Origin of the sequence: Halomonas elongata, from assembly GCF_029081005.1 — a bacterium.
Lineage (GTDB): Bacteria > Pseudomonadota > Gammaproteobacteria > Pseudomonadales > Halomonadaceae > Halomonas > Halomonas elongata_B.
The window spans coordinates 1-12283 of the sequence record NZ_JAJQTQ010000047.1; the positions used below are offsets into that span (position 1 = coordinate 1).

The 12283-nt window shown below is 64.5% G+C and carries 13 protein-coding genes and 1 riboswitch; of the genes, 6 read left to right on the plus strand and 7 right to left on the minus strand.

The window, feature by feature from the left end; all coding sequences use genetic code 11:
* Together LU493_RS19130 and LU493_RS19135 are read left to right on the plus strand one after the other, a co-directional pair.
* Positions 1 to 567: transketolase-like TK C-terminal-containing protein (locus LU493_RS19130; RefSeq protein ID WP_275289407.1), on the plus strand; the 567-nt coding region annotated here is incomplete at its 5' end.
* Positions 568 to 745: 178 nt separating this feature from the next.
* Positions 746 to 929, plus strand: a riboswitch (FMN riboswitch).
* Between the two features lie 110 nt (positions 930 to 1039).
* Positions 1040 to 1522 (plus strand): 6,7-dimethyl-8-ribityllumazine synthase, encoded by a 483-nt coding sequence (locus LU493_RS19135; protein WP_275289408.1) that lies wholly within the window; start codon positions 1040 to 1042, stop codon positions 1520 to 1522.
* Between the two features lie 95 nt (positions 1523 to 1617).
* Here the strand turns inward: LU493_RS19135 and LU493_RS19140 are convergent, their stop codons facing one another.
* The 7 genes from LU493_RS19140 to rpiB form a co-directional block, all read right to left on the minus strand.
* Positions 1618 to 2568, minus strand: coding sequence for a D-ribose ABC transporter substrate-binding protein (locus LU493_RS19140; RefSeq protein ID WP_275289409.1), 951 nt, complete (start codon positions 2566 to 2568; stop codon positions 1618 to 1620).
* 24 nt (positions 2569 to 2592) lie between these two features.
* Positions 2593 to 3732 carry an ABC transporter permease gene (locus LU493_RS19145; protein WP_275289410.1) on the minus strand — a complete coding sequence of 380 codons (1140 nt, stop codon included), beginning with the start codon at positions 3730 to 3732 and terminating at the stop codon, positions 2593 to 2595.
* Positions 3733 to 3759: 27 nt separating this feature from the next.
* Positions 3760 to 5307, minus strand: coding sequence for a sugar ABC transporter ATP-binding protein (locus LU493_RS19150; protein ID WP_275289411.1), 1548 nt, complete (start codon positions 5305 to 5307; stop codon positions 3760 to 3762).
* Between the two features lie 30 nt (positions 5308 to 5337).
* Positions 5338 to 5985: a DUF2291 family protein gene (locus LU493_RS19155; RefSeq protein WP_275289412.1), complete on the minus strand. Its 648-nt coding sequence runs from the start codon at positions 5983 to 5985 to the stop codon at positions 5338 to 5340.
* A gap of 61 nt (positions 5986 to 6046) precedes the next feature.
* Positions 6047 to 7159, minus strand: coding sequence for an MDR/zinc-dependent alcohol dehydrogenase-like family protein (locus tag LU493_RS19160; RefSeq protein ID WP_275289413.1), 1113 nt, complete (start codon positions 7157 to 7159; stop codon positions 6047 to 6049).
* Positions 7160 to 7405: 246 nt separating this feature from the next.
* Positions 7406 to 8395, minus strand: a complete 990-nt coding sequence (locus tag LU493_RS19165; RefSeq protein ID WP_275289414.1) for a sugar-binding transcriptional regulator — start codon at positions 8393 to 8395, stop codon at positions 7406 to 7408.
* Between the two features lie 73 nt (positions 8396 to 8468).
* Complete coding sequence (rpiB, locus tag LU493_RS19170; protein ID WP_275289415.1) at positions 8469 to 8966, minus strand: ribose 5-phosphate isomerase B; 498 nt, start codon at positions 8964 to 8966, stop codon at positions 8469 to 8471.
* Between the two features lie 415 nt (positions 8967 to 9381).
* Here rpiB and LU493_RS19175 point away from each other — a divergent pair, with 415 nt between their 5' ends.
* The 4 genes from LU493_RS19175 to LU493_RS19190 all read left to right on the plus strand — a co-directional run.
* On the plus strand, positions 9382 to 10371 hold the full coding sequence (locus LU493_RS19175) for a dihydroxyacetone kinase subunit DhaK (RefSeq protein ID WP_275289416.1): 990 nt from the start codon (positions 9382 to 9384) through the stop codon (positions 10369 to 10371).
* 25 nt (positions 10372 to 10396) lie between these two features.
* Positions 10397 to 11050: a dihydroxyacetone kinase subunit DhaL gene (dhaL, locus tag LU493_RS19180; RefSeq protein ID WP_275289417.1), complete on the plus strand. Its 654-nt coding sequence runs from the start codon at positions 10397 to 10399 to the stop codon at positions 11048 to 11050.
* Between the two features lie 89 nt (positions 11051 to 11139).
* Positions 11140 to 12087 (plus strand): transaldolase, encoded by a 948-nt coding sequence (tal, locus tag LU493_RS19185; RefSeq protein WP_275289418.1) that lies wholly within the window; start codon positions 11140 to 11142, stop codon positions 12085 to 12087.
* A gap of 14 nt (positions 12088 to 12101) precedes the next feature.
* The coding region (locus LU493_RS19190; RefSeq protein ID WP_275289256.1) for a hypothetical protein at positions 12102 to 12283 on the plus strand (182 nt) is incomplete at its 3' end.

Here is a 12283-nt window from a genome sequence, read left to right on the forward strand (position 1 = left end):
AGCCTGCGCACCACGCCCAACATGTCGACCTGGCGCCCCTGCGACGCCGTGGAGACCGCCGCCGCCTGGAACGCCGCCCTCAAGCGCCAGGCCGGGCCCACCGCGCTAGTGCTGTCACGCCAGAACCTGCCCCACCAGGAACGCGACAAGCAGCAGCTCGCCGATATCCAGCGCGGGGGCTACATCCTCAAGGACAGCGCCGGCACGCCCGAGCTGATCCTGATCGCCACCGGCTCCGAGGTCGGCCTGGCCATGGACGCCGCCACTGCCCTCGCCGACAAGGGCCGCCAGGTGCGCGTGGTCTCCATGCCGTCCACCGACGTCTTCGACGCCCAGGACGCCGACTACCGCCAGGCCGTGCTGCCCGCCGAGGTCGGCAACCGCCTGGTCATCGAGGCCGCTCACCCGGACCTGTGGCACAAGTACGTCGGCCTCGAGGGCCGGGTCATCGGCATGACCACCTTCGGCGAGTCCGCCCCCGCCGGCGACCTGTTCCCGCACTTCGGCTTCACCGTCGACAACATCGTCGACGAAGCCGGCCAGCTGCTGGACGACGCCGAGGATTGAAGCAACAGAGGGGCGCCGGCGACAGGGCGAAGAGGGGGTCCGATGCCATGAATGGCATCGGTAGCGCCCAGGAAAGGGTTCACAGCGTCCCCTCGGAGACCTGTCGACGGATCAGCCCCGGATGACATCTGGCGCCCGCTCGCTGGCATACGTAGAATAGAGCACGGCCACACATGGCCACTGTTCTCAGGGCGGGGTGAAAGTCCCCACCGGCGGTGATGGCGCCCTTCCCTTCAGTGACAGAGAAGGCGTGCACAAGCCCGCGAGCGCCCGGTATCGCTGCAGCGCAACGAACATCGGGGTCAGCAGATTCGGTGAGATTCCGAAGCCGACGGTGACAGTCCGGATGAAAGAGAACGGCACCTTGGACGAGGCGACCCGTACTTGCGATGCCTTCGTGTCGCCAGTCACCACCGTCAGCCCGGCGAGGGTTCCGCATGCCCTGATTCTGGTAACGTAATAGAGGCAGACCATGAATCAGTCGACTACCGATCATTCCCCCCGCATCGCCTTTATCCAGGCCAGCTGGCACAGCGACATCGTCGGCCAGGCCCGAGAGGCATTCATCGCCACCCTCGCCGAGCAGCACGGCATCGAGCGCGAGAGCGTCGAGACCTTCAGCGTCGCAGGCGCCTACGAAATCCCCTTGCAGGCCAAGCTGCTGGCCAGAAGCGGTCGCTTCGACGCCATCGTCGGCGCCGGCTTCGTGGTCGACGGCGGCATCTATCGCCACGACTTCGTCGCCCAGGCGGTCATCGACGGCATGATGAGAGTACAGCTCGACACCGAAGTGCCGGTGCTGTCGGTGGTGCTCACCCCGCACCACTTCCACGAGCATGCCACTCACACGGCGTTCTTCCATGAACACTTCGTGACCAAGGGCCGCGAGGCCGCCGAAGCCTGCGCTCAGACACTGGAAAACCTGCGTCAGGTGCGCAAGCTGATCGATGCCTGACAAGGCATATCGTCAAAAACGCCGCCAGGGACTCCTGGCGGCGCTTGAGGCTCGACATGCCAGACGCGGATGCTCCGCCCTGGCAATCGTCTGAATTATTGCTCGAGCACGAAGGGGTCGGTGTACTGATCCACGTTCTCTTCGGTGATCAGCATGCAGTCGAAGAGTTTCTTCTCGCCCTCGAGGCCGGTCTCGCCGGTACGAATGAACTTGTCGGCCATGCGCACTGACGCCTCGGCGAAGATGGCCACCGGCTGCAGCACCGTATAGGCCATTTCCCCGGCCCTGACCGCTTCCACGGCATCCGGCGAGCCGTCGAAACCGCCGACCACCACGTCATCGAGCTTGCCGGCTTCCTTCAATGCCGCGATCGCACCCAGCGCCATTTCGTCGTTGCCGCTGATCACGCCATCGATATCGGGATTGGCCTGCAGCATGCTCTGCGTCTTGTTATAGCCCTGGGTACGGTCCCAGTTGGCCACGTCCGAGGCGGCCAGCTCCAGGCTCGGATACTGGCTGAGCACGGTGTCATAGCCATTCGAGCGGGTGGCGGCATTGTTGTCGGAAGGTGCCCCCTTCAGCTCCACATACGCCGCCTCGTCGCCGACACTCTGTACCCATTGCTGGGCCCCCAGGGCCGCCCCCTGGGCATTGTTGGAGACCAGCTGCGCCTTGGCCAGGCCCTGCTGGTTGATCTCGGCGTTGACGATGAACACCGGAATCCCGGCATCGACCGCCTTGCGTACCGCACCGATCGAGCCATCCGCATTGGCGGGGTCGAGGATGATGGCCTTGGCCTGGTTGGTGATCGCGGTATCGACCTGGTTGCTTTCGGTATTGGTATCGCCGGTGTGGGAGCTCACGTTGGCCTCATAGCCGAGCTCCTCGGCGGTGGCCTCGGCGATCTTGCCTTCGGTGAACCAGTAGGGGTTCGAGGTATCGTTGACGATGATCGAGATGAGCCCCTTGTCCTGGGCCGCGGCGACACCGGCCACCAATGGCGCGGTCACGGCGAGGGCTGCGATCAGCAGGCGTTTTCCTTTCATGAGCATAGTGGTCACCCTTGGGTCTTATGATTGTGATGCCGGGTTCACGGCAGTGCTTTCCGCGGCGGGTTCCGCCCCGCGGGACTTGGCCTCTCGTTGCGGAGAGGAGGCTGTGCCGTCGGAAGGCGTCGAGCGTTTCTTCCGACCGCTGTACTGGATACTGTTGAGCAAAACGGCGAGGACGATGACGGCGCCGGTGAACACGGTCTGCCAGTAGGACGAGACGCCGATGATCACCAGGCCGTCGGAAAGGAAGCCGATCACGAAGGCACCGAGCAGGGTGCCCCGCACGTTGCCACGCCCGCCGGTCAATGCCGCGCCGCCGATGACCACCCCGGCGATGGCGGTCAACTCGTAGGTGGTCCCCGCCGTCGGCCCGGCAGAGGTCAGCTGCGACGACAGCACCAGCCCGGCGATGGCGGCGCAGATGCCCGACAGCACATAGACGGACACCTGTACGCGCTTGACCGGAACCCCCGACAGCTCCGCCGCCCGGGCGTTGCCACCGGTCGAGTAGACCCAGCGTCCGAACGGCGTCCGGGTCAGTGCCAGCAGAGCGACGATCGCCACGAGCGCCAGGACCAGCACGCCGACAGGAATGCCGAACAAGCGGTTGAAACCGAGCCAGTCGAAGCCGGTATTGCCGAGTTCGGGACTACCGCCGAGATTGTTGTAGGTGAGGCCATCGGTCATCAGCAGGGCGACACCGCGGGCCACATAGAGCATGCCCAGGGTCGCGACGAACGCCGGCACCTTGAAGTAAGCGATGAGCACGCCGTTGATCGCGCCGACGAAGGCCCCCATGGCGCAAGTCAGGATGACCACCGCCCATACCGGCGGGTAGACCACCACGCCGAATATCTCGAACGACACCCCCTGCATCAGAAAGCCGGCGAAGACACCCGCGAAGCCCAGCGTCGAGCCCACGGACAGGTCGATGCCACCGGTGAGGATGACCAGCAGCATGCCGATCGACAACAGGCCGAAGATCGCCACGTGGGACGACATGGTCAGGAAGTTGTCCACCGAGAAGTAGACCGGCGACAGGATCGAGAAGATGACGATGATCGCGATCAGGGCGAAGAAGGCGCGGCCCTCGAGTAGCAGGCGCCCCAGGTCGAGGCCGCCATTACGGGAGCCGGCGGCTTGGCTGAAATCTGTCATTGTTGTGCACTCCGCTATTCGTATGGTTCACGCGACCACGGCTTCGCCCGAGGCGGCCATGATCTCCTCCTTGGTGGCGCCGGTGCCGAATTCCGCCGCGATCCGTCCTCGGCTCATCACCACGACCCGATGCGCGATGCTCAGGCACTCGCCGACCTCGGAGGTCGAGAAGACGACGGCGAGCCCCTGGCGGGCGCCTTCGCTGAGCAGCCCGAAGACCTCGGCCTTGGCGCCGATATCGATGCCTCGGCTCGGCTCGTCGAGCAGCACGACCCGGGGACTCGTGGCCAGCATCTTGCCGATGACGACCTTCTGCTGATTCCCGCCCGACAGCGATCCGATGCTGGCCTCCCCGCCATCGGTCTTGATATGTACATTGCGGATGGACGACGCGACGACGTCGCTCTCCCGCCGCCGCGACGTGAACAGCCCCCGGGTGAAGGCACCGATACTGGCCAGCGACAGGTTCTCGCCGACCGACATCGTCTGCACCAGTCCGTCGCGCTGCCGATCCTCGGGCACCAGTACCAGGCCCTGATCGATCCGCTCGGCGATGCTCAGGCGCGAGACGTCATTGCCGTCGAGCACGACCTCGCCGTCCGTCAGCGGGATGCGACCGGCGATGCTCTCGAGCAGCTCGGTGCGCCCCGCCCCCATCAGGCCATAGATACAGACGATCTCGCCCGCACGGACATCGAGGGACAGATGATCGACTGCCGAACGTCCCGGCACCGTGGCATCCGGCACCGATACCTCGCGCAGCGACAGTGCGACGTCGCCCATCCCGTAGCCGGTGGGCGGCGAACCAAGATCGAAGCCCTCACCGACCATGTTGCGTACGATCCATTCCAGATCGATGTCCCGACGCGGGGCATAGGCCGTCATGATGCCGTCGCGCAGCACCACCGCGTGGTCGGTGATCGTGAGCGCTTCCTCGAGATGATGGGAGATGTAGACGATGGAGACCCCGCGCTGCTTGAGGTCGCGGATGACCCGGAACAGCACCTCCACCTCCGTGGCGGAGAGTGCCGAGGTCGGCTCGTCCATGATCAGGATGCGCGAATTCGCCGACAGCGCCCGAGCGATCTCGACGATCTGCTGCTGCCCCAGGCGCAGCTCCTCCACGGGGGTCAGCGGATCGATGGGCTCGTCGAGCTCCTCCATCAACAGGCGCGTCTGGCGCTCTTCCTCGGCGTAATCGACACCCGTCGACCCGCCCAGCTCGCGCCCCATGAAGATGTTGTCGCGAACGCTGAGATTCGGCGCCAGGCTCAGCTCCTGGTGAATGATCGAGATGCCGAGCCGCTGCGCCTCGCTCGTCGAGGCGAAGCTCACCGCCCGGCCCTCGAGCAGAATCTCGCCGGACGTGGGTCGAATCACCCCCGACAGAATCTTCATCAGCGTCGACTTGCCGGCGCCATTCTCGCCGAACAGGGTCGTGACCTGACCGCGATGCACATCGAAGTTCACCGCTTTCAGGGCATGGACGTTACCGAAGGACTTGGCGACATGGCGCGCCGATAGAATGGCCTCGCCGGCGACATCCTCCCGGGGCGTATCATCGTTGTGGCTCATGGCAGATTCGTCCGTCATGGATGGGCTCGCTCACTGCACGCTCAGGCTGACGGGCGTCACGAGCCAGTTTTTCGGATTGATCAACTTGAAGACCCCGGTGACCGAAATGGTCTCGCCGCCCAGGGCATCGGTATCGACCCCCGAGAGCACCTGTGCCTTCATCTCGTCGTTGATCGCCGCGCCGGCATTCTGATATTCGATCTGATTGGTGAACTGACCGAACTCGATGTCGCCGGTAGCATCCCGCAGATCGGAGCCATTGATGGCCGGGCCGGTCTGCACGCGGATCGTCAGGTCATCGGGAACGCCCTCGACGTCGACCGAATAGATCCCGGCCTTGCCCTCACCGACCACTCCGGTGAAGGACACGGGAACCACCGGCCCGATACCCGCCGACACGCCATAGCGCTCTCCGGCCGCGGCCTTGTCTTCGGCGATGGCAGCCGCCAGTTCGCCGGCCTCCACGGCCCGCTCCTCGACGCTGTCGCGCACGATGGGGAACTGCTCCGCCCCATACTGATCGGCGGCGAAGCCCTCCTGCTGCTGGGCCCCGATCGGCACCACGGTGGTATCCAGTGCCATGGCCGCCAGCACGACAACCGCGACGGCGATGACGGCGACACGACCCCGCCTCTTTCCGGTGCGAAGCACCGGCCCGGCATCGACTCGTGAACTCATGATGAAACGACCTCTTGTTGTTCACTTTCGCCCCGACTCCAGCGGCGCCGGGGAACGCGTCTCACTCGCCCGGGATCAGGACGACCTTGAGGGCCTGCTTGTCGTGTCTCATCAACTCGATGCCATCATGGAAACGCGCCAGCGGCAGTGTGTGGGTCACCACGTCCTCGGTCGGGCAATCGCCATTCTCGAGGCCCTCGATCACCAGCGGATAACAGTAAGGTCCCAGGTGAGCCCCCAGCACATCGAGCTCCTTGCGGTCGCTGATGATGCTCCAGTCCACCGTCACCGGGTCCTTGAAGACGCTGAACTCCACGAACCGCCCGAGCTTGCGCAGCATCGACAGGCCCTGCTCCACCGACTTGGGCGCACCGGTGGCCTCGATGTAGATGTCGCAACCGTAGCCGCCGGTCATCTCCTTGATGATCGACACCACATCGTCCTCGGCCGGATTGAGCACCACATCGGCTCCGAACCGTTTGGCCAGTTGCAGACGCTCGGGATTCAGGTCCAGCACCACCAGCCTGGAGGGGCCGGACTTCTTGATCGGGCCGATCATGCCGAGCCCCAGGGTGCCGGCACCGGACAGCACGACGACGTCGCCCAGCTCGATCTGGGCGCGCTTCACGGCGTGCATGGAACAGGCATACGGCTCGGCGAGCACGGCCTTCTCCATGGGCAGGTCGTCCGGCAGCCTGTGGTTGATGGCCTCGGCGGGGAACTTCATGTATTCGGCCATACCGCCATTGACGTTGTGCTGGAATCCATAGACATCATGCCGCTCGCACATCCAGTACTGGCCACGGTGGCAAAAGCGGCAATCCCAGCACGGCACGATCTGTTCGGAGATGATGCGGTCACCGACCTCGAAGCCCTGGGCCCCGGGCCCCATCTTGACCACATGGCCGATGAACTCGTGCCCGGGAATCATCGGCGCCTTGATATAGGCCGGCTGCTCCTCGTCACCCCAGAAGCTGGGCGCGCCTTCGAAGGCCTTGAGGTCGCCGGCGCAGATCCCGCAGGCCTCCACCTTGATCAGGATTTCCTTCTCGCCGATTTCCGGCACCGCCACTTGTTCCAGTCGGTAGTCACCCGGGGCATAGGCCACGATGGCGCTCATGGTGTCGGGGATGGTGGCATCCGCAGTCGTGGTTTGGGGGAGAGTGTCGTTCATGAGGGCCTCCACTGAGCTCGCGCTGGCTTATCATTTGATCTTGTATTGCTCAAATGAATTAACGCTTTTCAGTATAGCCGGGTCAACGAACTCATTGGATTTTTTGCCTAATACTTTAGGGGTACTTTTTAATCTATTGTTTTTGTTGATTTTAGTGGAGAGGGAGAAACAACGATCAAGAGTGGAGCACGAATGGCAGCCAAAAAATAGGTGTTCACTGGATCATCAATGTGAACATATGATCATTCAGGGTTCGCCGGTTGCTGCGGCAGGCGTCGCCTCATCGAGGCGCAGGATGGTATGCGCATTGGTGACGCTGGTGGCTAGAGTATCGATCACTCCGGTCCGCAGCGCCCCCAGAATGCCGGCGGCCTTGGTATTCTCGCTGGCGATGGCGACGACATCGGGGATCCGCGCCAGATCCCCGATGGTCAAGCCGATCACCCGCCCTTGCATCGGCGTCCGCGCGGGCTGGCCGTGCAAGTCGATGAAGTCATACCCCATCATGTCGCCCACCGTACCCGATAGCCGGGCCTCGGCGATTTCCTGCGGCGAGAACCACCCCATGCGCACCATGTTGCTGTCCTCACTGAGATCCCCCACCCCGATCAGAGCGGTGTCGGCACGCCGCGCACGATCCAGCGTCTGTCGCACGGTAGGGTTCTCGTACATGGCATCGCGCAGCTCGGGATTCTGCACCAGGGCCGGCGCATAGAGCGTCTCGCTGTCGCCGCCGAACTTCATCGCCAGGCGTCGACAGATATGATCGGGATTCATGTACTCGCCGGCACGCAACGAACCGCCGATGGCGCAGACGAACGAACACTTGCGCCCACCCTGCTCGAAGACGTTGTCCGCCACGGCGCCGACATTGCGCCCCATGCCCACGGCGACGATGGAACCATCGTGCAGGGTCCGCGACAGATGATCGGCGACCAGGCTGGCCACCCCCGAGCGCTGCACATCCGGATCCGCATGATCCAGCGCCACCAGGGCACGCTTGACGCCGAAGCGGCGTATCAGCTCCTGCTCGATCTCGGCGCTCACTGATGGGTGCTGACGCACTCGCACATCGACGATACCCTCGGCGTGCGCCCGCTTGAGCAGGCGACCCGCCTTGACCCGCGAGATTCCCAGGCGATTGGCAATGACCTCCTGCGTCTCGCCCTCCACGTAATAGAGGGTGGCGATCTCGGTCATCAACGCGATATCGGCGTTCTCGACGCGCTCGTTCATGGCGGTGGCCTCATGCGATCCGTGACTGGCGACCGGCACAAGATACCACAGCGATCAGTCGAACCCTCAGCGATCAAGCGCTCGGCGAGCCGCGCGAAAACTCCCGCTCGTAGTCGGCGATACGCGCCACCTTCTCACTGGAGGCGCCGCCGCCGAAATCGGCACCGAGAAAGGCGGTGACGATGCTCTTGGCCAACTCCACCCCGACGACCCGCGACCCCAGGGCCACGATCTGGGCATCATTGCTCGAGCGCGCCTTGATCGCCGAATAGGTGTCATGCGCCTGAGCCGCACGAATGCCCGGCACCTTGTTGGCCGAGATCGCGACCCCGATACCGGTACCGCACACCAGCACTCCCCGATCGACTTCGCCTGCCGCAACGGCCCGTGCCACACGCACCGCGATATCGGGGTAGAGCACCGGCTCGGCATGATAGGTACCGAAATCCACCGACTCGAACCCCAGAGAGCGGACGTGTTCGATCAACGCTTCCTTGAGCTCGAAGGCCGCCTCGTCTCCTCCCAGGGCGATGCGCACTGCCGCTCGCGCGGCCATGGTTGAATCAGACATGGATAGCACTCCTGATAGCCGGCCATCGACCCCGTGCCGACGGCCTTCCGCGTTCAAAGTATCACCTACCGATCATTTGTAAACCTAAAAAATCATCTGAACACGGAGACATCAAACGAATGGAGCACATCGGACAACACCGAAAAATCTGCAAAAGATCTTAAAAATCAGGGAAGAAGGTAAAATAAAGAGCATCAGAAAGAGGCAATGGCGACCAAAGTCGCACCCGGATCTACAATGCCAGCCTTGACACATCTCGACGACAAGCCTAAACATTTGATCATTACTCGAACATTTATGGGTACGGCTCGTCACCGCCCTGCCGCTGGCCGGGCCGACGCAACGACAGCATGATGTTCACCCGGGGACCCAGACATGCCCCGATGACAACAATCCACAACCTGAGGAATACGCCATGCAGCGCATCATCAACGACCCCGACAACGTGGTGGATGACGCGGTCCGCGGCTATCTGAGAGCGTCCCCCTCGCTCTATGCCGCCACCGATCATCCCCGGGTGCTCAAGTACGCCGGCGAGACACCCGACAAGGTCGGCGTGGTCACCGGCGGCGGCTCCGGCCACGAACCTGCCTTCCTGGGCTACGTCGGCGAAGGGCTGTGCGATGCCGTGGCGATCGGCGAGATCTTCTCCTCACCCACCGCGGATGCCTTTCTCGATGCCTTTCGAGCCGCCGACCGGGGGCGCGGCGTGGCCTGCCTGTATGGCAACTACGCCGGCGACAACATGAACGTGAAGATGGCGCGCCAGATGGCGGAAATGGAAGGCATCGACGTCAAGACGGTCATCGCCAGGGACGATGTCGCCTCTGCCCCCGCCGATCAGCGCGACAAGCGGCGCGGTGTGGCCGGCGAGATCATGATGTGGAAGGTCGGAGGCGCCGCCGCCGCTCGCGGCGACGATCTGGCCGAAGTGATTCGCCTGGCCCAGAAGGCCGTCGACGCCTGCTCGAGCATCGGTATCGGCCTGAGCAGCTGCACCATCCCTGCCAACGGCAAGCCAAACTTCTCGATCGAACCCGGCCACATGGAGCTCGGCATCGGCCACCATGGCGAGCCGGGGATCGAGGTGGCTCCGCTCACCGACGCCACCTCGATCGCCGGATCGATGTGCGATCCGGTACTCGCCGACCAGGACTTCGCCGGCAGCGACGTGGCGGTCCTGGTCTCGGGACTCGGCGCCACGCCGAACATGGAACTCAACCTGCTCTACGCCCACATTGCCGACCACCTCGAGGCCGAGAACATCACCGTGCACCGTGCCGATATCGGCAACTACTTCACCTCGCTGGAGATGATGGGCGCCACCCTGACGGTGATGAAACTCGACGACGAGCTCAAGCCCCTCGTCGACGCGCCGGCCCGTTCGCTGGCGATCACGCGCTGAGCGCCTCTACACCCGGGAGCCTCCCATGCAATATCTGGACACATCTCACGGCACCGACATCCTCGAGGCACTGGTCGATGTCATTCTCGAAAACCGCAACTACCTGAGCGAGGTCGATGGCGCCATCGGCGACGGCGACCACGGCATCAACATGGCCAAGGGCTTTCGCCTGTGCGGCGAATCGATCCAGGGCCAGTCGCTGGGCTTCTCGAAGGCACTGGGCACCCTCGCCACCACCCTGATGGGATCGATCGGCGGTTCCATGGGCCCGCTCTACGGCAGCCTCTTCCTCGGCATGAGCAACGCCATCAAGGAGCGCGATGCTCTCGATGTCAGGGCCTTCGGCGATATGCTGACCGGCGGCCTGACCGCCCTCCAGGGCATCAGCGACGCCCAGGTGGGCGACAAGTGCCTGCTCGACACCCTGGTCCCCGCAGTCGACGATTACCGTCGCGCCGCCGAAAGCGGTGAGGACTTTCCGGCCGCCCTGGATGCCCTGCGTCAGGGGGCCGAGCGCGGCTGCGAGTCCACCCGAGAACTGGAGGCCCGCATCGGCCGCGCCGCCCGGCTCGGGGAACGCTCCAGGGGTCACCTCGACGCTGGCGCCGTTTCCTGCCGACTGCTGCTGGTCCGGCTCGCCGACAGCGCCGAGCGACATCTGGAAAAAGCCGCCGCCTGACGCCACGCGGCCCCGTTCCCAGACCCTCCGCCCGGACGGTGCCCGCCACCGTCCGGGCGCCCCTCGCCCATTGATCCAGTGGAGAACCCATGGCTTCACGACTCGACGCCCTCAAGCAACACTCCCTGGTCGTCGCCGACACCGGCGACCTGGATGCCATCCGGCGCTACCAGCCCCAGGATGCCACCACCAATCCGTCCCTGATCCTCAAGGCCTTCGACATGCCCGGCTATCAGCCGCTGATCGAGCAGGAACTGGCCGAACTGCCCGCACAGGGCGACAAGCCGGCGCTGGCCGCCCGGGCCGTCGATCGACTGGCCGTGGCCATGGGCGGCGAGATCGCCAAGGTCGTGCCGGGTCGGGTGTCCACCGAGGTCGCCGCCCGGCTGTCCTTCGACACCCGAGCCAGTATCGACAAGGCGCACGAATTGATCGCGCTCTACGAACAGCGCGGCATCGGCCGCGAGCGGGTGCTGATCAAGCTGGCCGCCACCTGGGAAGGCATCCGTGCCGCCGAGGTGCTGGAGAAGGAAGGCATCAACTGCAACCTGACGCTGCTGTTCAGCGACGCCCAGGCCCAGGCCTGTTTCGATGCCGGTGTCTTTCTCGTCTCGCCCTTCGTCGGCCGGGTCACCGACTGGTACAAGCAGGCCACCGGGCGCGACTACACACCGGACGAGGATCCCGGCGTGCGTTTCGTCCGCAACGTCTGCCAACGCGCCGGACGAGGCGGCTATGACACCGTGGTGATGGGTGCCAGCTTCCGCACCACCGATCAGGTCCTGGCGCTGGCCGGCTGCCCCCGGCTGACCATCTCGCCGGCACTGCTCGAGGAGCTCGAGGCGGAACATGGCGAAGTCACGCCGGCCGTTTCGCTGCCCGATGCCGGGTCCCCGCGCCCCGAGCCCCTCGGTGAAGCGGAGTTCCGTTGGGGCCACAACCAGGATGCCATGGCCAACGACAAGCTGGCCGAGGGCATCCGTCGTTTCGACGAAGACCAGTCGCGCCTCGAGCAACGCATCGCCGACCGCCTTTGATTCAGGAGCCCCCAATGCCATCCCGTTTCGAACTGGCCAACGCCATTCGCGCCCTCTCCATGGATGCCGTCCAGAAGGCCAACTCCGGCCACCCCGGCGCTCCCATGGGCATGGCCGACATCGCCGAGGTGCTGTGGAACGATTTCCTCCAGCACAACCCGGCCGATCCCCACTGGCCCGACCGTGACCGCTTCGT

Bases quoted from the DNA above. Each gene is read 5' to 3' on its own strand.
- rpiB (WP_275289415.1), bottom strand. From the start codon at position 8,966: ATGTCTGATTCAACCATGGCCGCGCGAGCGGCAGTGCGCATCGCCCTG.
- LU493_RS19135 (WP_275289408.1), top strand. From the start codon at position 1,040: ATGAATCAGTCGACTACCGATCATTCCCCCCGCATCGCCTTTATCCAG.
- dhaL (WP_275289417.1), top strand. From the start codon at position 10,397: ATGCAATATCTGGACACATCTCACGGCACCGACATCCTCGAGGCACTG.
- LU493_RS19155 (WP_275289412.1), bottom strand. From the start codon at position 5,985: ATGAGTTCACGAGTCGATGCCGGGCCGGTGCTTCGCACCGGAAAGAGG.
- LU493_RS19140 (WP_275289409.1), bottom strand. From the start codon at position 2,568: ATGAAAGGAAAACGCCTGCTGATCGCAGCCCTCGCCGTGACCGCGCCA.
- LU493_RS19145 (WP_275289410.1), bottom strand. From the start codon at position 3,732: ATGACAGATTTCAGCCAAGCCGCCGGCTCCCGTAATGGCGGCCTCGAC.
- tal (WP_275289418.1), top strand. From the start codon at position 11,140: ATGGCTTCACGACTCGACGCCCTCAAGCAACACTCCCTGGTCGTCGCC.
- LU493_RS19160 (WP_275289413.1), bottom strand. From the start codon at position 7,159: ATGAACGACACTCTCCCCCAAACCACGACTGCGGATGCCACCATCCCC.
- LU493_RS19165 (WP_275289414.1), bottom strand. From the start codon at position 8,395: ATGAACGAGCGCGTCGAGAACGCCGATATCGCGTTGATGACCGAGATC.
- LU493_RS19175 (WP_275289416.1), top strand. From the start codon at position 9,382: ATGCAGCGCATCATCAACGACCCCGACAACGTGGTGGATGACGCGGTC.
- LU493_RS19150 (WP_275289411.1), bottom strand. From the start codon at position 5,307: ATGAGCCACAACGATGATACGCCCCGGGAGGATGTCGCCGGCGAGGCC.